General features: G+C 74.8%; 16 protein-coding genes. All 16 read left to right on the top strand.

From position 1 onward, the window contains the following. The first annotated feature begins 189 nt into the window (after nt 1-189). The 16 genes from tdh to ACW14Y_RS06600 all read left to right on the top strand — a co-directional run bounded on the left by tdh (nt 190) and on the right by ACW14Y_RS06600 (nt 20,259). Nucleotides 190-1,218: an L-threonine 3-dehydrogenase gene (gene tdh / locus ACW14Y_RS06675; protein WP_380310296.1), complete on the top strand. Its 1,029-nt coding sequence runs from the start codon at nt 190-192 to the stop codon at nt 1,216-1,218. A gap of 38 nt (nt 1,219-1,256) precedes the next feature. Further along, entirely contained in the window at nt 1,257-2,450 is a 1,194-nt protein-coding gene (locus ACW14Y_RS06670; RefSeq protein ID WP_045939907.1) for a glycine C-acetyltransferase, read from the top strand. Nucleotides 2,451-3,189: 739 nt separating this feature from the next. Continuing rightward, nucleotides 3,190-4,101, top strand: coding sequence for a LysR family transcriptional regulator (locus tag ACW14Y_RS06665; protein ID WP_380393843.1), 912 nt, complete (start codon nt 3,190-3,192; stop codon nt 4,099-4,101). Nucleotides 4,102-4,436: 335 nt separating this feature from the next. Then, complete coding sequence (locus ACW14Y_RS06660; protein ID WP_456986194.1) at nt 4,437-4,763, top strand: hypothetical protein; 327 nt, start codon at nt 4,437-4,439, stop codon at nt 4,761-4,763. Nucleotides 4,764-4,839: 76 nt separating this feature from the next. Then, nucleotides 4,840-5,445, top strand: a complete 606-nt coding sequence (locus ACW14Y_RS06655) for a helix-turn-helix domain-containing protein (protein ID WP_456986193.1) — start codon at nt 4,840-4,842, stop codon at nt 5,443-5,445. A 1-nt stretch (nt 5,446) separates the two neighbouring features. Continuing rightward, entirely contained in the window at nt 5,447-7,285 is a 1,839-nt protein-coding gene (locus ACW14Y_RS06650) for a BTAD domain-containing putative transcriptional regulator (RefSeq protein ID WP_456986192.1), read from the top strand. Nucleotides 7,286-7,475: 190 nt separating this feature from the next. Beyond that, the gene (locus tag ACW14Y_RS06645; protein ID WP_266276803.1) at nt 7,476-7,607 is read left to right on the top strand and encodes a hypothetical protein; all 132 of its coding nucleotides are present in this window, start codon (nt 7,476-7,478) and stop codon (nt 7,605-7,607) included. Nucleotides 7,608-7,877: 270 nt separating this feature from the next. Then, complete coding sequence (locus ACW14Y_RS06640) at nt 7,878-9,242, top strand: glycosyltransferase (protein WP_456986191.1); 1,365 nt, start codon at nt 7,878-7,880, stop codon at nt 9,240-9,242. Continuing rightward, nucleotides 9,148-10,176: a DUF6895 family protein gene (locus ACW14Y_RS06635; RefSeq protein WP_456986190.1), complete on the top strand. Its 1,029-nt coding sequence runs from the start codon at nt 9,148-9,150 to the stop codon at nt 10,174-10,176. Before ACW14Y_RS06640 ends, ACW14Y_RS06635 begins: the two co-directional genes overlap by 95 nt. Continuing rightward, nucleotides 10,173-11,414, top strand: coding sequence for a radical SAM protein (locus ACW14Y_RS06630; protein WP_456986189.1), 1,242 nt, complete (start codon nt 10,173-10,175; stop codon nt 11,412-11,414). Before ACW14Y_RS06635 ends, ACW14Y_RS06630 begins: the two co-directional genes overlap by 4 nt. Beyond that, nucleotides 11,411-12,631: a DUF6895 family protein gene (locus tag ACW14Y_RS06625; protein WP_456986188.1), complete on the top strand. Its 1,221-nt coding sequence runs from the start codon at nt 11,411-11,413 to the stop codon at nt 12,629-12,631. The genes ACW14Y_RS06630 and ACW14Y_RS06625 overlap by 4 nt, the downstream gene beginning before the upstream one ends. Beyond that, nucleotides 12,628-14,178, top strand: coding sequence for an MFS transporter (locus ACW14Y_RS06620; RefSeq protein WP_456986187.1), 1,551 nt, complete (start codon nt 12,628-12,630; stop codon nt 14,176-14,178). The genes ACW14Y_RS06625 and ACW14Y_RS06620 overlap by 4 nt, the downstream gene beginning before the upstream one ends. Next, nucleotides 14,175-17,585, top strand: coding sequence for an AAA family ATPase (locus tag ACW14Y_RS06615; protein WP_456986186.1), 3,411 nt, complete (start codon nt 14,175-14,177; stop codon nt 17,583-17,585). Before ACW14Y_RS06620 ends, ACW14Y_RS06615 begins: the two co-directional genes overlap by 4 nt. After that, nucleotides 17,582-18,466, top strand: a complete 885-nt coding sequence (locus ACW14Y_RS06610) for a S8 family serine peptidase (protein WP_380307633.1) — start codon at nt 17,582-17,584, stop codon at nt 18,464-18,466. The genes ACW14Y_RS06615 and ACW14Y_RS06610 overlap by 4 nt, the downstream gene beginning before the upstream one ends. Beyond that, the gene (locus ACW14Y_RS06605) at nt 18,456-19,115 is read left to right on the top strand and encodes a GAF domain-containing protein (protein WP_456986185.1); all 660 of its coding nucleotides are present in this window, start codon (nt 18,456-18,458) and stop codon (nt 19,113-19,115) included. Before ACW14Y_RS06610 ends, ACW14Y_RS06605 begins: the two co-directional genes overlap by 11 nt. After that, complete coding sequence (locus ACW14Y_RS06600) at nt 19,108-20,259, top strand: hypothetical protein (RefSeq protein WP_456986184.1); 1,152 nt, start codon at nt 19,108-19,110, stop codon at nt 20,257-20,259. The genes ACW14Y_RS06605 and ACW14Y_RS06600 overlap by 8 nt, the downstream gene beginning before the upstream one ends. Nucleotides 20,260-20,327 lie beyond the last annotated feature (68 nt).

Raw genomic sequence — 20,327 nt, 5'->3', positions numbered from 1 at the left:
AAGAATTCCTCGATGGACCGCACCCCCTCCGACCAGGCAGATTTCTGCCTGCCCGGATTACGGACGCCAGGACCGACACCAGGACCCCGGCCCCGTCACCACCCTCCGGCCCTCCCGGGGGCCGCCACCGCCGGGCCTCGTCGGCCTGCCCACACCAGGCCGCCCCACCGTGCGTCAGGAGCCACCGCCGTGAAGGCACTCGTCAAGCAGAAGGCCGAGCCGGGACTCTGGCTGATGGACGTCCCCACCCCGGCGATCGGCCCCGGCGAGGTGCTCATCAAGGTGCTGCGCACCGGCATCTGCGGCACCGATCTGCACATCCGCAAGTGGGACGGCTGGGCGCAGCAGGCGATCAGGACCCCGCTGGTGCTGGGCCACGAGTTCGTCGGCGAGGTCGCCGAGATCGGTGCCGGCGTCGCGGACATCGCCGTCGGCGACCTGGTCAGCGGCGAGGGCCACCTGGTCTGCGGCAAGTGCCGCAACTGCCTGGCCGGCCGCCGTCACCTCTGCCGCAACACCGTCGGCCTGGGCGTCAACCGGGACGGCGCCTTCGCCGAGTACGTCGCGCTGCCCGCCTCCAACGTCTGGGTGCACCGGGTCCCCGTCGACCTCGACGTCGCCGCGATCTTCGACCCGTTCGGCAACGCCGTGCACACCGCGCTGTCCTTCCCGATGGTCGGCGAGGACGTGCTGGTCACCGGCGCCGGGCCGATCGGCATCATGGCCGCCGCCGTCGCCAAGCACGCCGGCGCCCGCAACGTCATGATCACCGACGTCTCCCCGTACCGCCTCGACCTGGCCCGCAAGGTCGGTGTCACGCTGGCGCTCAACGTCGCCGAGCACACCATCGAGGAGGGCCAGCAGAAGCTCGGCCTGCGCGAGGGCTTCGACGTCGGCCTGGAGATGTCCGGCCGGCCCGAGGCGATGCAGTCGATGATCGCCAACATGACCCACGGCGGGAAGATCGCCATGCTGGGCCTGCCCGCCGAGCAGTTCCCGATCGACTGGGCCTCGGTCGTCACCTCGATGCTCACCATCAAGGGCATCTACGGCCGCGAGATGTTCGAGACCTGGTACGCGATGTCCGTCCTCCTGGAGGGCGGCCTCGACCTCAGCCCCGTGATCACCGGTCGGTACGCCGCCACCGACTTCGAGGCCGCCTTCGACGAGGCGGCCGGCGGCCGCTGCGGCAAGGTCATCCTCGACTGGACCGCCTGAGCACCCTCGCCGATCCGACGATCCGATTAGGAGCAGCTGTGTTCGACAACGTGCGCGACGAGGTCGCCGCCACCCTCGACGAGATCCGTGAGGCCGGCCTCTTCAAGCCGGAGCGCGTCATCGGCAGCCCCCAGAGCGCCGCCGTCACCGTCACCGCAGGCGGCACCCCGGGCGAGGTCCTCAACTTCTGCGCCAACAACTACCTCGGCCTCGCCGACCACCCCGAGGTGCTCGACGCCGCCAAGGACGCCCTCGACCGCTGGGGCTACGGCATGGCGTCCGTCCGCTTCATCTGCGGCACCCAGGACGTGCACAAGCAGCTGGAGGACCGCCTCTCCGCGTTCCTCGGCCAGGAGGACACGATCCTCTACTCGTCCTGCTTCGACGCCAACGGCGGCGTCTTCGAGACCCTGCTCGACGAGCGCGACGCCGTCATCTCCGACGCCCTCAACCACGCGAGCATCATCGACGGCATCCGCCTGTGCAAGGCCCGCCGCCACCGCTACGCCAACCGCGACCTCGCCGACCTGGAGCAGCAGCTCAAGGAGAGCCAGGACGCCCGCCGCCGCCTGATCGTCACCGACGGCGTGTTCTCGATGGACGGCTACGTCGCCCCGCTGCGCGAGATCTGCGACCTCGCCGACCGCTACAACGCGATGGTCATGGTCGACGACTCGCACGCCGTCGGCTTCGTCGGCGCGGGCGGCCGCGGCACGCCGGAGCTGCACGGCGTCATGGACCGGGTCGACATCATCACCGGCACCCTCGGCAAGGCGCTCGGCGGCGCCTCCGGCGGCTACGTCGCCGCGCGCCGGGAGATCGTCGCGCTGCTGCGCCAGCGGTCGCGCCCGTACCTGTTCTCGAACTCGCTCGCGCCGGTCATCGCGGCCGCCTCGCTGAAGGTCCTGGACCTCGTCGAGAGCTCGAACGAGCTGCGGGAGCGGCTGGCGGCGAACACCGCGCTGTTCCGCTCGAAGATGACCGAGGCGGGCTTCGAGATCCTGCCCGGGGACCACCCGATCGCGCCGGTGATGATCGGCGACGCGGCGAAGGCCGGCCGGCTGGCCGAGCTGCTGCTGGAGCGCGGCGTGTACGTGATCGGCTTCTCGTACCCGGTCGTGCCGCACGGCCAGGCCCGGATCCGGGTCCAGCTCTCCGCCGCGCACACCACCGAGGACGTCGAGCGCGCCGTCGCCGCCTTCGTGGACGCGCGCGCCGCGCTGGGGGAGTAGCTCCCTCTGGCGCCGTGACCGTCGCTCTGCGGCGGTCGCCCGGAACGGCCCCCCGTGGGCCGGTTCCCCCTCGATCGCCCGTGGCGCGTCCGCTCGGAACCGGACGCGCCACGGGCTCCCGAACCGCTGTGCGATGTCGGCGGGGCCCCCCCGCCGACATCGCACAGCACCAAGACCACCTGCCCCACCCTCCCGCCGCGGGAGTGGGAAGTCGGCCCGGCCGACTTCCCACTCCCGTTCGCAGTTTTCGGGGGCGGTGGGGTTGTGGCGGTGGTTCGCTGGTTGGGTCTGCGGGGCTGCTCCTCGCGCCTCGCCTCGTACGTCGTACCTCGTACCTCGTACTTCTCACGCCGCAGCTCTCCGAGGCCTCCGCTCCCCCACACTTTGCAAAGTCCACACTTTGCAAAGTGTGGGGGAGCGGCTCGGGGAGGCTGTAGGCCCGGGAATCAAGGGGATCGCGCTCCCTCTCTCCCTCTCGCACTTTGCAAAGTCCGCACTTTGCAAAGTGTGAGAGGAAGCCCGGAGCCCGGAGCCCGGAACCCGGGGTGCGGGCTCCGCACCCCGGGTTGTGGGGTGTGGGGCGCGGGGGCTCAGGGGGCGAGTGGTCGCCGGAGTGCCCCGTGCGGCGTTGCCCGGAGTGGGAAGTCGGCGGGGCCGACTTCCCACTCCGCTGCCGCCCCTCCCGCCCGGTTCGTCACCCCCGCCCCGGCAGTCCCAGCGACGCTGGCAGAATTGGCCTGTGATCGACGCGAGACGGCTGCGGACCCTGCGAGCGGTGGCGGACCACCGGACGGTGACCGCCGCGGCGGCCGCGCTCTACCTCACCCCCTCCGCGGTCTCGCAACAGCTGGCCGCCCTGGAGCAGGAGACCGGCCACCACCTGCTCGCCCGCGAGGGCCGAGGCGTCCGGCTCACGGCGGCCGGGGAGATCCTGCTCGGTCACGCCGACGCCGTCCTCGCCCAACTGGAACGGGCCGAGGCCGACCTCGCCGCCTACAGCGCCGGCGTCTCCGGCGAGGTCACCGTGGCCTCCTTCGCCACCGGCATCTCCCTCGTCCTCGCGCCCGCCATCGGCACCCTCGCCACCCGGGCCCCCGGCATCCGGCTCAAGGTGCTCGACGCCGAGGGCGACGCCAGCCTGCCGATGCTGCTCGACGGTCGCGCCGACCTCGCCGTGGCGGTCGAGTACCGCGGTGCCCCGCGGGCCGACGATGCCCGTCTCACCCGCGTCGCCCTCTACGCCGAGCCCTTCGAGGCAGTTCTTCCGCTCGCCCACCCGCTGGCCGCTGCCGAGGGCCCGGTCGCGATGGCCGACCTCGGCGACGAACCGTGGATCGGCCCCTACCCGGGCAACCCGTGCCACGACGTGGTGCTGCTGGCCTGCGAGAACGCCGGTTTCCAGCCGCGCCTGGTGCACTCCTCCGACGACTTCCGCGCGGTCGTCGCCCTCGCCTCGGCCGGGGCGGGCGTGGCCCTGGTCCCGCGCTCGGCCCTGCTCGGCGTCGACCTGGCCCAGGTCGCCGTCCGCCCCGTCGACAGTGCTCTCGCCACCCGCCGGGTCTTCGCCGCCGTCCGCGCCGGGGCCGACGGCCACCCGTTGCTCCGCCCCGTCCTCGACGCCCTCGCCGAAGCCGCTCCGGCCACCCCCTGACCGCTCGCGGGGCGACGCCGGGGAGGCGTCGCCCCGGGTTCTCCGCACTTTGCAAAGTGCACTTTGCAAAGTGCGAGCGGGGACAGACGGTGTGGGCCGGGGCGGCCCGCGCCGGGTATCGGGCGCTGGGAGTCGGGCGACAGGTGACCCGCGACGGGTGACGGGTGACGGGCCGTCGGCTGCGGACGACGGACGGCGAACGGCGGACGGCGGACGGCGGACGACGAGAGGGCGGACGACGAGACAGCGGTCGTGGGTCGTCGGTCGACGACCCACGAGTGACGACCGACGACTCACGACCGACGACCGACGAGTGACAGGACGGGTGACGGCAGATGGGGTTCCTCGGGGAGCACTGGCGGCTGGTACGCGAGCGGGACGGGGAGGTGCTCGGTGAGATCGTGATCGACGAGGCGGACTTCCCGTGGCTGCACGGGCGGTTCGAGCCGACGGCGGCGTTCGGTGCGGTGCGGCCGTGGTTCGAGGAGTCGTCGGCGTTGCTCGACGCGGAGGAGTACGAGCGCTTCGACGTGAGCTACGAACGGATCGCAGCCGCGCTGTCGCTGGTGGCACCGGCGGGTCCGGTGGCCGAGTTGCTGCTGCACGTCGACGGCGGGCGCGCCTGGTTCCGGTGGAGCGACGAGCCGTTCGACGAGTCCTGAACACCGCTCCCGGGCGTGATGTTGGCATTATCCGGGCACGTTCGACCTCTTGCCGGTGTTCGACGGGAGCGTCAGCATGAGGGCACCGCAGTGGTGTGCCGCCGGAGGGGGGATCCCGTCGATGGGTGGTGGAGATCCGGTGTGTCCGGCGTGCGGAGCGCCACGCGCGCCGGGGGAGCCGCTACCGCCGGCGGCGGCGCTGCCGCTGACCCGGGGGCTGACGCCCCGGGAGCGCACCGTGCTGCAGCTGTTGGGCCTCGGGTACGACAATCGCTCGATAGCCTACGAACTCAATATCAGCGAGCGCACCGTCAAACGGTTCGTCACCGCCATTCTGGCGAAACTGGGACTCCGGTCAAGGCTGCAGGCCGGACTGCTCGCACTGATTCTCGCCTCCTCTCCCGACGAGGGCGGTTTCTGGCCCAAAGGTCTCATGGACGGCGTCCCTGGCGGCGGTGATGATGATCTGGCATCCGAGAAGGAGGGGACCATGACATTCGACGCCCTCGCCGCCCTCCGGCAGGCGGGCAACCCGGTCGACCTGCTGACACTGGAGCAACGGGACGTGCTGTCCCGGCTCAGCGAGGACGAGGTCGCCGTCCTCAATTCCGTGAAACAGCGGCTCGACGCTGTTTCGGACGCCGAGGTGGAAGGGCATTCCTTCGTCATCAAGTTGGCGTGAGATGGCGGTCAGATTCGGGATTCTCGGGCCGCTGCACGTGCTGGAGAACGGCCGGGCCGTGGATCCGGGATCACGGAAACAACAGATTCTCCTGGCGGCGCTGCTGTCCCACGCGAATACCCGGCTGTCGGCCGACTCCCTGGTCGAGGCGCTGTGGGACGACGCGCCGCCGCGCACCGCCCGCAAGAACCTCCAGGTGTACGTCTCGGGGCTGCGCCGACTGGCCGGTCCCGAGTCCGGCCCGGATTCCGGACCCGGCCCCGGGAGCACCCGGATCAGCCACCAGGCCGGCGGCTACGTCCTGCACACCGCCGAGGGCGAGCTCGACGCGCTCCGCTTCGAACAGCGGGCCAGGGCCGGGGCGCTCACCGAGGCGCTGGAGCTGTGGCGCGGCTCGGCGCTCGACGGGTTCCGGGACGTCCCGCTGATCGACAGCGCCGCGCAGCGCCTCGACCGCCGCTTCCTCGGTGTGTTCGAGGACTGGCTGGACGCCGAACTCGCCGCCGGGCGCGGCGCGGAGGCGATCGAGCGCGCCACCGAGACCGCGCAGCGGCATCCGCTGCGCGAACGGCTGCGGATGCTGCAGATGACCGCCCTGTGCCAGGCCGGACGCCGCTCCGAGGCGCTCGCCGTCTACGACGAGCTGCGGCAGGCGCTGGCCCACGAACTCGGCCTGCCGCCGAGCCCGGCCCTGGCCCGCTTCTACCGTTCGCTGCTCTGCGAGGCGGGCCCCGTCCGGCCGCGCCCCGGGCCGCCCGCCGAGCTGCGGCCGCCGGTTCCGCGTCCGCCCCGGGCGGCGGCGCCGAACCTGCTGCCCACCGACCCGCCCGCGTTCACCGGCCGCGCGGCCCCCGCGCGCCGGCTGGCCGAGGTGCTCACCGGTGGCGCCGGCCGGCTGGCGGTGGTGACCGGACCGCTCGGCGCGGGCAAGACCGCGCTCGCCGTCCACACCGCGCACCGGTTGGCCGAACACTTCCCGGACGGGCGGCTGTTCGTCCGGCTGCGCGGGGAGGACGGCCGGCCCCGCCCGCTGGAGGACGTCCTGCGCCAGCTGCTGGCGGCCACCGCCTGCGGCGAACGGGACGGACCGGCCGCCGCGTCGCCCGTCGCCGAGTGCTCCGACCCGCGCTGGGCCTGGCAGTTGTGGCTGACCGGGCGCCGCGCGCTCGTGGTGGTCGACGACGCCCGCCGCGAGTCGGAGGTGCGGCCGCTGCTGCCGGAGGCCGGGGAGAGCGCCGTCGTGGTCACCGCCCGGCCCCGGCTGATCGGCCTGGAGGGCGCCCATCGGGTCTGGCTGCCGCCCTTCACGGCGGACGAGGCGGTGGAGTTCCTCGGCCGGACGATCGGCGCCGAACGGGTCGACGCGGACCGGGAGTCCGCCGCCCGGATCGTCCGGGCGACCGGGCTGCTGCCGCTCGGGGTGCGGCTGGTCGCCGACCGGCTGGCGTTCCTGCGGCACGTCCCGCTGGGCGAGTACGGCGCGCGGCTGAGCGGCGGCCGGGCCCTGCTGGACGAGCTGTGCGGGGGCGACCCGCTGGTGCGGGTGCGGCTGGCCGAGTCGGTCGGCGAGCTGCCGGAGGCCGCGCACTGGGCGGTGCTGCGGCTCGGCCTGCTGGCCCGGCCGGTGTTCACCCTGGACCGGGCGGCCGAGGCGCTGGACTGCGACCCGGGGACGGCCGTGCGGGTGCTGGAGGACCTCCTGGAGGCCAGTCTGCTCACCGTCGCCGGCGCGGAGGGGCTCGCCCATACCGTGCGGTACGAGATGCCGGCGCTGCTGTACGCGTACGCGCGGGAGCGGGCCGCCCGGACCGCCGACCGGGTTCCGGTCCACCTCGGCTGAGAGCCGGGTGCGAACGGCGCGGAGCAGGGCGCGAAGAAGCAGAGTCGTGGAGCCGAGAACGAGGAGCGGAACGGTATATGACCAACCGTCATACCGAAATCGAACCGCCGCCTAATCGCCGCCATACCGGGGGTCCCTACGTTTCTCACGGGCCGGCGTAGCGGACGCCGCACTGCAGAGGGAGGTCAGCATGAGTGACTCCATCAACCCGGAGCCGACCGAGGCCGAGGACGAGGTCGACGTCGTGGCGCACGGCATCGAGGTCGAGGACGACGGTGTCGTCGACGACATCTGCATCATCAACAACAGTTCGGCGATGTGACGTTGTCGCATCCGGTCGTCGCGTCATGACGTCATGACCTGGTGACGTCATGGCGTCAGGGCGTCATGACGTCCGAGCGGGTCATCCGGCCCCGGCCCGAGCCGCCGGCGGCGGGGTGGCCCGTTCGGCCGGTCGCGCCCAGGCCGGTCCCGCGTCGACCGGTCTCGCGTCGACCGGTCCCGCACCTGCCGGTCGCACCACGACGTTCCCACCGCGACCGTCCCGCCCCGACCGCCGCGCCCCGATCGCAGCCCCCGGCCCGGAGGCCCCGTGAACATCCTGCTCTGCCCGCTCAGTGACGGCGGCTACCTCTACCCGGCGCTCGCCGTCGGGCGCGAACTGCGGCTCCGCGGCCACCGGGTGTCGGTGCTGGGCCGTGCCACCGCCGCACCGTTCGCGGCCGAGGTCGGCCTGCCGTTCGCGGCGGCGGAGGAGTTCGGCGGCGAGCGGGCCTTCTCCGCCGCCCGCTGGGGCGTCATGGGCCTCGCGCAGTACCGGGCGACCGTGCGCGCCGCCCGGCAGGCCCGCGCGGACCTGCTGGTGACCTCCGTGCTGTGCAACGGCGCACTGCTCGCCGCCGAGACGCTGGACGTTCCGGTGGTGGTGATCGGGCTCTCGATCCACCTGTGGACCTACCGCTCCGGGGGCGAGGGCGAGCCGCAGTACGGCCGCACCCGGGAGAACCGGACCCTGGAGACGCTGGCGCTCTACGAGGCCACGCGCGAGGAGGCCGGTCTCTCCGCCCGGCCGTCCCGTTGGCCGCGGGCGACGGTCGCCACCGCCACCGCCACCGCCACCACGACCGCGACCGAGGCCACGACCGCGGCCGCCGACGGCCCGGACGGGTCCCCGCTGCTCGGTGACGCGCTCCTGCTCCGCGGTGACCCCGAACTGGAGTACCCGGGAGCGGAGTTGCCCCAGCGGGTGCATCAGGTCGGCCCGCTGCCCTGGGAGCCGGCCGCCGACCCGGGCGAACTCGCCTCCGTCGACGCCGCGTTGGCGCGCAGCGGCAAACCGGTCGTCTATGTGCACCTGGGCCGCTTCTTCGGCGGCGGCACCCCGTGGCCGCGCCTCAACGCGACCTTCACCGGCGGTCGTTACCAGGCCGTCGTGGAGCAGGGCCGTACGGCCGGACCGTGCCCCGCCCCGGACGCCGACATCCTGCTCGTCCGCAAACCCTGGCTGGGGCCGCTCGTCGACCGGGCCGGACTGGTGCTGACCGCAGGTACCTCGGCGCCCGTGCTCGGCGCCCTGCTGCGCGGCCGCCCGCTGGGTGTCACCCCCAACGGCTCCGAACAGCCCGTCCTCGCCGGTGCGTTGCTGCGGTCCGGCGCGGCCGTCCACCTTCCGCGCACGGGGGAGCCGGACCAGTCGGGGCTGGTGGACGCGGCCTGGCGGGACGACCGACTGCGCTCCCACGCCCACCGCCTCGGCCGACGGCTCGCCGAGGCCGCCGCGGACGGTCCCCGCCGCGCCGCAGACCTCGTCGAGCAGACCGCCCGCCCGTCCGACCGGCAGCCCGCAACCTCAAGGGAGAACCATGGGTACTCGATCAGCCGCCCCGGACCTCGCGGCCGTGGCGAGCCTCTCGGCGGGCGCGCGGGGGTGGATCGGTCGGCACTGCGGCTTTCTTGACGAGCCGGCGGGCCGGGCCGAACTACCGGTGACCCCCCGGGTCAAGGCGCTGCTGCAACTCGCCCTGCTGTACCGCTGCTGGGCGAGGGCCACCACCGCCGGGGCCGAACGGACGGCGGAGACCGCCCGAACGCGGCCCCCGGACCCCGACCTGGCCGCCGTCGCCGCCACCGTCGAGCAGGTGTGGCGCAGCCCCGCCCACCCGCCGCTGCTCACCGTCGAGCCGCGCTACGCCCGGCAGTTCCAGCTGATGCACGGCGCGCTCGCCCCGGCCGGTCTCGACGCCGACGGTCCGCACCGGACGGTCCTCGCCGAAGGGGTGGCGGGCGACCTCCTGACACCGCGCCGCAAGTCGCCCTTCCTGCACCTGGAAACCCGTTACTACGCCGAACTGGCTGACGTTGAGCACCAGTTGCTCGACTACCCGGAGCTGTACCGGATCAGCCGGCTGGCACGGCACACCGACGGGCAGCCGCTGGCCGAACTCGACGTGTGCGATGTGACCCACACCGTCTTCCACCTGGCCGACTTCGGCTTCCGCGGCCCGGGCCTCGGCGGGGCCGACCTCGCCCATGCCCGCGACCGGGTCGAGCGCCTCACCGAGGAGTCCGTCCGGCACGGCGAATGGGACCTGACGGGCAAGCTCGTCCTCGCGCAGCACTGCCTCGGGCTCGACCCGCTGGTCACACCCTCGGGCGCGGCCGCGCTGCGCCTGCTCGTCGAGGCCCAGTCGCCCGAGGGGTCCTTCCCCGGCCGCTCCGCCACCGACCGGGTGCCGGCCGACGCGACGGCCGTCCAGTTCTTCCGGAAGTCCTACCAGTCCACGCTGGTGGTGGCGCTGGCGACGGTGATCCTCCTGCGCCCGCGTACCGGAACGTCCGACGAGCGGCCGCCCACCACGTCCGCCTCCCCGGCCCTGGGCGGTGCCCGATGAGCCCGACCAACTCGACCAGCCCCGTGACCCCGGTCGCCGCCACCGGCCCCACGACCCCGCCGGTCGCCGCCACCGGTGCCCGCCTCCTCCGGGGCGAGCGCAACTGGTGGTTCCTCGGCCCGGGCGGCGGCCTCGCCCGGCTGCGCCCCGGCCAGTTGGCCGAGGACGGCACCCTGCGCCCCGGCACCGAACGCAGCCTGCGCGAACACGGTCTGCTGACTGCCCCCGCCCCGCGCAGCTACGCCCTGACCGTGCTGACCAGCACCCACTGCAACCTCGGTTGCGGCTACTGCTTCCAGAACACCGGCCAGGACAGCGCCAGCGGCACCCGCCCGCCCCGGATCGCCCGCAAGCGGCTGACCTCGCGGACCATCACCGAGATCCTCGACTTCACCGACCGGCAGATGGCCGCCGCCGAACTGGCGAAGCTCCGCATCCTGCTGTTCGGCGGCGAGCCCCTGCTCAACCCGCGCGGCTGCCTGGAACTCCTCGAACGGGCCGCCGACCACGGCCTCGCCTCCGCCTGGATGATCTCCAACGCCACCCTGCTCACCCCGGCGCTCGCCACCGGACTGGCCGACCGGGGTCTGCGCTCCGTCCAGGTCACCTTCGACGGCGACCGCCCGGACCACGACCGGATCCGGATCCGCCGCTCCGAGGGCGGTGGCACCTTCGACACCATCGTCGGCAACCTCGTCCGCGCCTCCGAGTCCTCCCCGCTGCGCTGGATCTTCCGGGTCAACGTCTCGCAGGAGACCTACCGGGGCGTCGACAGCCTGATCGACCGGCTCGCCGACGCGCTCGACCCGGCCCGCTGCACCCTGTACTTCGCCCAGGTGGGCGATGTGGGGGTGGGCTACGGCAACGACCTCCGGCACACCCGTGACCTCTCCGCGCGCTTCACCCGCTGGCAGCGCCGCGCCCTCGACCGCGGTCTCGGCGTGACCCGCCCGCAGGCCCACCGGCCCTGCGCGACATGCGGGCACGGGGACGGCCGCTACGGCGCGGTGGTGAGTGCCGACGGCACCCTCGCCAGTTGCTGGGAGACGGCGGGCAAGCCGGACTGGGAGGTCGGCACCGTCACCGGCGGCTACCTGCCGGGCACCCACACCCGGGACCGCTGGGTCGGCTGCGAGGACCTCTACCGGCGCGACGAGGACCGGCGCACGCTCGCCGAGTTCCATGACACGGTCGACGCCGCGCTGCTCGACTACCTGGACGAGACGGGGCGGCTGTGACGACGACACCCGGCCTCCGCACGGGTCCCGGATCCGCCGTTCCCGGGTGCGGCCCCTCGGCCGCCGTCGGCCGTCCGGGCCAGGACCTGGAGCAGCTCTCCGCCGGCACCCTCGGCTGGATCGGCCGCCACCTCGACCACTTCGACCCGTTCGCGCCGAATCACGGCGGCCCCGGTCACGGCCCCGGTCACGACGGCCCCGCCCCTGCCCCCGACCCCGGCGGCGCGCACCGGCCCGCCAAGGCCGCGCTGGAACTCGCGCTGCTCACCCACTGCTGGACCCGCCTCGACCCCGGGGACGACCCGCGCCGGACCGAGGCGACCGACCGGGTCCGCGCCGTCTGGCTGCACCCCGGTTTCCCGCGGCTGCTCACCGCCGAGCCGCGTGGCGCGACCCAGTACCGGCTGGCCTGCGCCGCCCTGGCGCCCGCCGGGACGGAGGACGCGCCGTTCCGGGCCGCCCTCGCCGGGCTCACCGCCGCCGACCTCGCCCCGGTCGGGCGCTCGCCCTACCAGCGGCTCGAACTGCGCTACTACGCGGACAAGGCCGGGGTCGAGCACGCCATCGAGTCCTACCCGGAACTCGCCCGGCGCAACGTCCTCGTCACCCTGCCCGCCGTCGCCCTCGCCCGGGCCCGGCGCCGGGACGCCCTCGACCGCCGGGACGCCGAAGCCGTCCGGGGCGCCGAAACCGCCGCAGGCACCGACACCGCCGCAGGCACCGACACCGCCGCGGGCACCGACACCGCCGGGCACGCCGAACCTGCCGGGGACAGCGAAGCCGTCCGGGGCCCGGCCCGCCCCGACGAGCCGCCGGTGACCGTCCCCGAGGCGTACGCCCTCACCCACTCCGCCTTCTACCTCAGCGACTTCGCCCGCACCGGCCCCGGACTGCCCGACGGCGCGGTGGCCGACGCGGCGGCCCTGACCGGCCGGCTGCTCGACCACTGCGTCCGGCACGACTGGTGGGACCTCGCCGCCGAACTCGTGATGACCCAGGTCTGCCTGGGCCTGGACCCGACCGGCACGCCCGAGGGCGCGGCCGCCCTCGCCTGTCTGGCCCGCGCCCAGCGACCGGACGGCTCGGTCCCCGGCCGGTCCGCCGCCACCCGTGCGAGCACCGCCGACCCGGCCGCCGAGTACTTCGCCAAGGCGTACCACACCACCCTGGTGACCGCCCTGATGACACTGCTGCTCGCAACGGGGCGCACCCCGTGACGGCCCTCGGCCGGCTCCGGCCGACCCTCATCAACCCCACCTACACCCGGCTCTGGTTCGGCCAGGCGGTCTCCTCGGTCGGGGACGCGGTGTTCAGCACCACGCTCGTCCTCTGGGTGGCGACCGTGCTGGCGGAGGGGAAGTCCTGGGGCCCGCAGGCGGTCAGCGGCGTCGTCCTGGCGACCAGCGCGGCCGTGATGTTCGTCGGGCCCTTCGCCGGGGTCTTCGTCGACCGCTGGGACAAGCGCGCCACCATGCTCGGCACCGAGGTGCTGCGCGGCGGGCTGGTCGCCGTCCTGACCGTGGTCGCCTTCGTGCCGACCCGGGAGCTGCCGGCGGGCGTCTGGCTGGCCCTGATCTATGTGATCGTGCTGGTGCTCAACGCGGCCAGCCAGTTCTTCACCCCGGCCCGGTTCTCGATCATCGCGGAACTAGTGACGGACGAGGCCGACCGGGCCCGGGCGGCCGGCATCGCCCAGGCGACCGCGCAGACGGCGTGGATCATCGGCCCGCCGCTCGCCGCGCCGCTGCTGTTCGCGGTGGGCCTGCAGTGGGCGCTGCTGTTCAACGCGCTCTCGTACCTGGTGTCGTACATCGCCATCAGCTCGGCGGACCTGCGGCCGGTGAACCCCGCGCGCACCGCGCCGACCGCCCCGAGGACCGGCAAGGGCGCCGAACGCCCCGGCAAGGGAGCCGAACGCCCCGGCCTGTTCAAGGACTTCACCGAGGGGCTGCGCTTCTTCGCCCGCAACCGGTTCCTCGTCGCGCTGCTGCTGCTCACGGTGATCGGCCAGCTCGGCATGGGCGCCCTGAGCACCCTGAACATCTTCTTCGCCACCCGGAACCTGCACGTCTCCGCCGAGTCGTACGGCTACCTCGGCATGGCGCTCGGCATCGGCGGGATCGCCGGCGCGCTCGCCGCCGGGCGGGTCGTGCAGTGGATCGGCGCGCGGCGGACGACCTGGATCGGCCTGATGGCGAGCGGCGCGCTGCTGGTGCTGTACTCGCGGCAGACCGGCTTCCCGGCGGCCGTGACGCTGCTGTTCGTCTTCGTGGTGCCGATCACCATGCTGAACACGGCGATGGCGCCGCTGCTGCTCGCCGCCACCCCGCAGGAGTTCCGGGGCCGGGTGATCTCGGTGTTCTACCCGGTGACCCGGCTCGCGGCGATGCTGACGGCGGTGCTGTCCGGCTGGTTGGCGGGCAGTGGGCTGCGGGACTTCTCGGGCTCGGTGGCGGGGCTGCGGTTCGGCCCGATCGACACGATCTTCGCGGTGTCCGGGCTGGTGGTCGTGCTCGCCGGGGTCTACGCGCGGCTGGGCCTCCCGGCGAGCGAGGCGGCCCCGACTCCGGCGCCCGCGCCGACTCCCGCACCCGCCCAGGCACCCGGCAGCGCTGTACCGGACGCCGAACCGGCGCGCGAGCCTGCGGCGATGGCCGTCGAGGCCCACGGGGAAGCGTCCGGGGACACGCCCACCGAGGCCCCCGCCGATGGTCCGACCAGCCCCGCCGGTCCCACCGGCCCCTCCCCCGAGGGCCGGTCGTGAGCTGCCCCGCGTGCGGACGCCGCACCGCCGACGCGGACCGGTTCTGCGCCGGCTGCGGCACCCCGCTCACCGCCGCGTCCGCCACGTCCACCGCGCCCCCCGCCCCGCCCCCGGCCGTCGCCGAGCCGCGCGAATCGCGCCGCAAGGTGTCGATGCTCTTCCTGGACGTCGTCGGATCCACCACCCTCGCCGAGCGGCTGGACCCCGAACCGCTGCGCCGCGTCATGGACCGCTACTTCGCCAGCTGCGGCGCCTGCATCGCCGAACACGGCGGCGTCGTCGAGAAGTTCATCGGCGACGCGATCCTCGCCGCCTTCGGCGCCACCGTCGCCCGCGAGGACGACGCGCTGCGCGCCGTCCGGGCCGCCACCGGCGCTCTCGCCGCCCTGGCCGGGCTCACCGCCGACCTCACCGCCAAGTACGGGGTCGAGCTGGAGGCCCGGGCCGGGATCTGCACCGGCAACGTCGTGGTGATCACCCGCCCGGGGGACGACTTCCGGGTCGTCGGCGACTCCGTCAACACGGCCGCCCGGCTGCAGACCGCCGCCGCCCCCGGCGAGGTGCTGATCTGCGCCGACACCGCCGCCATGGTGCGGGCGCAGGTGGGCATCGAGCCGGTCGAACCGCTGCGGCTGAAGGGCAAGTCCCGTCCGGTGCCGGCCTGGCGGGTCACCGCCCCGGAGGCGACGGCGGACGACCCGGGCCCGGTCACCCCGTTCATCGGCCGGACGGACGAACTCGCCGCGCTCGAACGCGGCTACCGGCGGGCCCGGGAGCGGCGCGAGGTGTGCCTCGCCACCGTCCTCGGCGCCCCGGGCATCGGGAAGTCGCGCCTGGTCCGGGAGTTCCTCGCCGGGCTGCCGGACGGCGAGGCGCTGGTGCTGGCCGGGCGCTGCTCCGCCTACGGCCGGGGGATCACCTACCGGCCGCTCGCCGAGATGCTCGGCTCGCTGCCCGGCGGCCGGCCCGAACTGGTGCGGCTGCTCGCCGAGGACGGCGCGTCGGCCGGGTCGCCGGACAGCGCGGACGGCCGTGCGCGCCACCTGGTGACCCGTACGCTCGCCGCCGTCACCGACCCGGCCGACCCCGGCAGTTCCGCCGACCCCGGCAGCTCCGCCGAACTCGCCGACCCCGCCGGCATGGCCGACCCCGCCGACCCGCCCGCCGGTCAGGTCGGCGTCGAGGACATCGCCTGGGCCGTGCGCCACCTCCTGGAGGTGCTCGGCCGTGCCCGTCCCGTGGTCATGGTCTGGGAGGACCTGCACTGGGCGGAGGCGACCCTGCTCGACCTCGTCGACGAGATCGCCACCTGGCTGCGCGACGTCCCCGTCCTGCTGCTCTGCGTCGCCCGCCCCGAACTGCTCGACCAGCGCGCCGACTGGGTCGGCGGCAGACCGTGCGCCACCACCGTCGATCTCGGGCCGATGAGCGAGGAGCAGACCGCCGCCCTGGTCGGCGGACTGGCCCAACGCGGCGACGTCCACGCGCAGGACCTCCGGGCCGACGAGCAGCGGGAACTGACCGGCCGGGTGGTCGCGTTGTGCGACGGCAACCCGTTCTTCGCCGAACAGCTGATGGACGTCTTCGCCGAGACCGCCCCCGGCACCCAGGTGCCGCCCACAGTCCAGGCGCTGCTCGGCGCGCGGCTGGACCGACTCCCGGCCACCGAGCGCGGACTGCTGGAACTCGCCGCCGTCGTCGGGCGCGAGTTCAGCCGCGGACAGCTGCGGGCGATGGCCGAGGCGGACGGGGTGGTGCCGAACGCCGCCGACGAGGCGACCGCCCGGCTGGCCCGCCGCCGGGTCTTCGAACCCGGACCGGCCGCCACCTACCGCTTCGCGCAGGCGCTCCTGCGCGACACCGCCTACGAGTTCACCCCGAAGACCCGGCGGGAACGCTGGCACGACTTCCTCGCCGACCGGTTCTCCCACGCGCACCCGAAGGACCCGATGGCGGTCGCCTACCACGTCGAGGCCAGCTGGCAGCTGCGCCGCCAACTGCGTCCGGGCGACCGCGAGTTGCCCGAACTCGCCGGGGCGGCCGCCGGGACGCTGATCGCCGAGGGGACGCGTGCGCTGGCCCGCAAGGACCTCCCCGCCGCCGTCCAGCTCCTCGAACGCGGACGCGCCCTGCTGCCGGTCGGGGACCCCCGGCACCTCGTGCTCGCGCTGCACGTCTGCGACGCCGGGATCTGGCTCCAGGACGAGGCCCGGTGCCGGGCCGCGCTCGACGCCGCCGAGGCCGCACTGCCCGGCAACCCGCGCGCCGCGGCGACCCTCGCCGTCCAGCGCGGGACCGTCGCACTCCGGCTCGGACTCGCCCCGCCCGCCGCCGTCGCCGCCGACGCGGACCGCCTCACCGCGCTGCTGGAGCACGACCCGGGCGACGACCGCAGCTGGTCCCGGCTCCACCAACTGCGCGCCCACCTCGAACTCGCCGCCGAGCGCACCGCCTCCGCCGAGACCTCGTTCCGGCTCGCACTGGCCCGCGCCCGGGCCCTCGCCGACAGCTACGAGGAGGACCGACTCCTCTGCGCGGTCTGCGAGTTGGCCCAGTGGACGCCCACCCCGGTGGCGGCCTCGCTGGAGCTGTGCGCCCTGCTCGGCCGGCGCTTCGCCGCCAACCGCTCCCTGCTGATCCCCGTACTCGTCGCGCGCGCCCACCTGGAGGCGCTGAACGGGGACGTGGCCGCCGCCCGCCGCACCCTCGCCGAGGCGCTCACCTGCTCCCACGACGTGCACACCGACCTCGCGGACGCGGTCGTGCTGGACGCGGCGGGCTTCGTCGAGTCGCTGGCCGGCGCCCACGAGGTCGCCGAGGCCCGCTACCGGCAGAGCCTCGGCGTGCTGCGCGCCGCCGAGCACGCCCCGGACACCCGGACCACGGAGGTCGCCATCGCCCGCGAGCTGTTCGCCCAGGGACGGACCGGGGCCGCCGCGGTGGCGCTGGCCGCGCTCGACCCGCCCGAGGGCCCGCACCAGGATCCCGGTGGCCGGGGCGACGACCGACCGGGCGACCGCGACGGCGGGAACCCGCGCGCCCGGCTGGGGGCGACGGCGCTGCGCGGCCGCCTGGCCTCCGCCCGGGGCGACCACGGCGAGGCGGTCGCCGCCGCCGCGGAAGCCCGTCGGCTGAGCGAGGGCTCGGACGACCCCTGCCTGGTCGGCGAGACGCTGTTCGATCTGGCGATCGTGCTCCGCGCGGCCGGTGAGGCCGGGCGGGCGACGGCTGAAGGGACCGAGGCGTTGCGCAAGTTCGAGGCCAAGGGCGCCACCCTGCCCGCCGGACGGGTCCGGGCCTGGCTCGCCGCCGGGGGGACGGGCACCACCACCACCGTCACGGTCACCGATGCGGCCCCACCCGTCCCACCGGGCCCGCCCGGCGCCGAGGGCGGTGGCCGAGGATGACCGACCTCCATCTCCCGCCCTGGCGCCGCCCGCCGCGCGACCACTTCCCCGGAGTGCCCGCCTGGAGCATGCCGGTCTCCGTCGTGCCCCAGGAGCCCTTCGACATCAGCCCGCTCGGCGGCCACCTCACCCAGGACTGGGCCTGGGGCGGCGCCGACGGCTCGGGCGTGCGGGTCTGCGTCCTGGACAGCGGTGTGGACGCCGAACACCCGCTGGTCGGCGGCCTCGACCGGGCCATGGACGTGGTGCGCGCCGAGGACGGCACCCTCGCCGTCACCCCGACCGAGCCGGGCGACACCGCCGGCCACGGCACCGCCTGCGCCAGCGTCATCCGCTCCGTCGCCCCCGGCGCGGCGCTCACCTCGGTCCGCGTCCTGGGCGGCGGCCGGCACGGCAGCGGAGCCGCCCTGCTGGCCGGGCTGACCTGGGCCATCGAGGAGGGCTACGACGTCATCAACATGAGCCTGTCGACGACCAAGGCGGAGTTCTGCGACGCGCTGCGCGACCTCTCCGACTCCGCCTACTTCCGCCGCTGCGTCATCGTCGCCTCCGCGCACAACATGCCGGTGCGCAGCTACCCGTGGCCGTTCGCCTCGGTCATCTCGGTCGCCAGCCACGACAGCCCCAACCCGATGACCTACTACTACAACCCGTCACCGCCGGTGGAGTTCTACGCCCGGGGTGTGCGGGTGCCGGTGGCCGGACCCGGCGGTCGCCACCTGCTCAGCACCGGGAACAGCTTCGCGACCCCGCACATCGCGGGCATCTGCGCGCTCATTCTCAGCAAGCACCGCTCGCTCACCCCCTTCCAGCTCAAGTCCGTCCTCTACCTGGCCGCTGAGAACGTAGCCGTACCCGATGGAGGTGCGCGTGTCGACTGACCCGTTGGAGAGTGCCGAGCTGCGGCAACGCAGACTGCTCCAGTCGATCGTGGAGGTGGCCCGCAGTGTGTTCGGCGCGGCCGCGGCCTCCGTCCTGCTGGTGGACGAGGACGACGGCGACCTCGTCTTCGAGGCGGTGGCGGGGGAGGGGGAGCACCACCTGCTCGGCAGCCGCTTCCCGGCCGGCACCGGTATCGCCGGCTGGGCGCTGATGACCGGCCAGCCGGTGGTGGTGGACGACGTGGCGGACAGCCCGCAGTTCGCCCGCTCGGCCGCCGAGTCCACCGGTTACGTGCCGAGCAGCATCATGGCCGCCCCGCTGATCTGCGACGGCGACTGCATCGGGGTGCTGTCGGTGCTGGACCGCGACAGCCGTCCGCGCTGCGACCTCGGCGACATGGCCTCGCTGGGGCTGCTGGCCACCGAGATGGCCACGGTGCTGGAGCTCCTCCTGACGCTCCGTTCCGCCGCCCCCGCCCCCGCCCCGACGGCGGCGCCCGGGCCCGGCAAGGCGGCGGCCTTCGACCCGGCGGTGCTGCAACGCGTCGCCGACCGCCTCCCCGGCGCCCCGGACCACGTGGCCGCGACGGTCGGCAAGCTGCTCGCGATGGCCGACGACCTGCTCGCCACCGCCGACGCCGATGCCTGACCGCCCCGCCGCGGTACCCGCCTCGGCACCCGCCGCCGCGCGCACCGCCGCGCCCGCCCCGGCACCCGCCGCGCGCACCGCCGCGCCCGCCTCGCGCCTGCCCGGTTCGCCCGGCCGGCCCCGCTCGCCCTTCCTCGCCCAGCTCGACGACCCCGCCCGCACCCTGGACGCGCGCCCGCGGCCGACCCCCTGCGTCCTGCTGCTCAGCCGCGCCTGCGACACCGACCTCGACCCGGTGCGGAACCTGCTCGCGGGCGCCGGCATCCGCACCGCCCGCCTGAACGCCGAGGAGCTCGCCGCCACCTCCCTGACCATCGCCCCCGACGTCCGCACCGTCCGCCTGAACGGGCGCGAGCTGACCCCCACCGTCACCTGGATCCGCCACTTCGCGCCCACCGCCCTCGACCCGGCCGCGTACGACCCGGCCGTGCTCGACCGCCCCGCCCTCGACCCGGCCGGGACGCCGCGCGGCGCCTTCCTCCGCGACTCGTGGCAGGCCGCCGCCGCTCAGCTGGCGGCGATCTCCGGCACGGCCGTCCGCCCCGACCGCCCCGGGGTGCTCTGCCAACTGGACCTCGCCCGCCGGTACGGGATCGCGGCGCCGCGCGCCGTGCTGACCACCGACCCCCATCTCGTGCGCGACGAGTTCGACGGCCCGCGCGTGGTCGTCAAGGCGGCCGGCCACCACTTCGTGGAGCCGGTCCCGGGGCGGCTGCACGGGATCTTCCCGACCGTCCTCGACCGGGCCGACCTGGCCGGGGGTCCGCGTCCGGGGCCGCCGGTGATCGTCCAGGAGTACGTCGAGCACGAGGCCGAACTGCGGGTCTACTTCGTCGGCGGGCAACTGCACGCCTTCGAGGTCACCAAGACCGCCCCGGCCGACCCCTGGACCGCCCCCGACCGGCTCGGCGTCCGCGCCCTGCCGTCACCCCCGCCGGCCGTCGCCGCCGCGACCCGCACCCTCGCCGCCGCGATGTCCCTGCGCTACGGCGCGTTCGACTTCCTCCTCAGCGCCGGCACCCCGGTCTTCCTGGAGGTCAACCCCGACGGCGACTGGCGCTGGGCCGAACGCCGCACCCGCACCACCCCGGTCACCGTCGCCGTCGCCGCCATGCTGGCCGCCCTCCACCGCGCGGCCCTCTGAGACCCCACCACCACCCCGCCGCCATTCGGCGCAGCGCCGGTCCCCGGGCCCGCGCCCGCACCGGCCGG

The sequence above is a fragment of the Kitasatospora sp. cg17-2 genome, from assembly GCF_054031055.1.
The sequence above is the reverse complement of the archived record's forward strand: the minus strand, read 5'-3'. Positions and strand labels throughout refer to the sequence as shown.

Excerpts from the sequence above, each read along its gene's own strand:
- ACW14Y_RS06630 (WP_456986189.1), top strand. The coding sequence starts at position 10,173 with ATGAGCCCGACCAACTCGACCAGCCCCGTGACCCCGGTCGCCGCCACC.
- ACW14Y_RS06650 (WP_456986192.1), top strand. The coding sequence starts at position 5,447 with ATGGCGGTCAGATTCGGGATTCTCGGGCCGCTGCACGTGCTGGAGAAC.
- ACW14Y_RS06660 (WP_456986194.1), top strand. The coding sequence starts at position 4,437 with ATGGGGTTCCTCGGGGAGCACTGGCGGCTGGTACGCGAGCGGGACGGG.
- ACW14Y_RS06655 (WP_456986193.1), top strand. The coding sequence starts at position 4,840 with ATGAGGGCACCGCAGTGGTGTGCCGCCGGAGGGGGGATCCCGTCGATG.
- ACW14Y_RS06635 (WP_456986190.1), top strand. The coding sequence starts at position 9,148 with ATGGGTACTCGATCAGCCGCCCCGGACCTCGCGGCCGTGGCGAGCCTC.
- ACW14Y_RS06645 (WP_266276803.1), top strand. The coding sequence starts at position 7,476 with ATGAGTGACTCCATCAACCCGGAGCCGACCGAGGCCGAGGACGAGGTC.
- ACW14Y_RS06610 (WP_380307633.1), top strand. The coding sequence starts at position 17,582 with ATGACCGACCTCCATCTCCCGCCCTGGCGCCGCCCGCCGCGCGACCAC.
- ACW14Y_RS06600 (WP_456986184.1), top strand. The coding sequence starts at position 19,108 with ATGCCTGACCGCCCCGCCGCGGTACCCGCCTCGGCACCCGCCGCCGCG.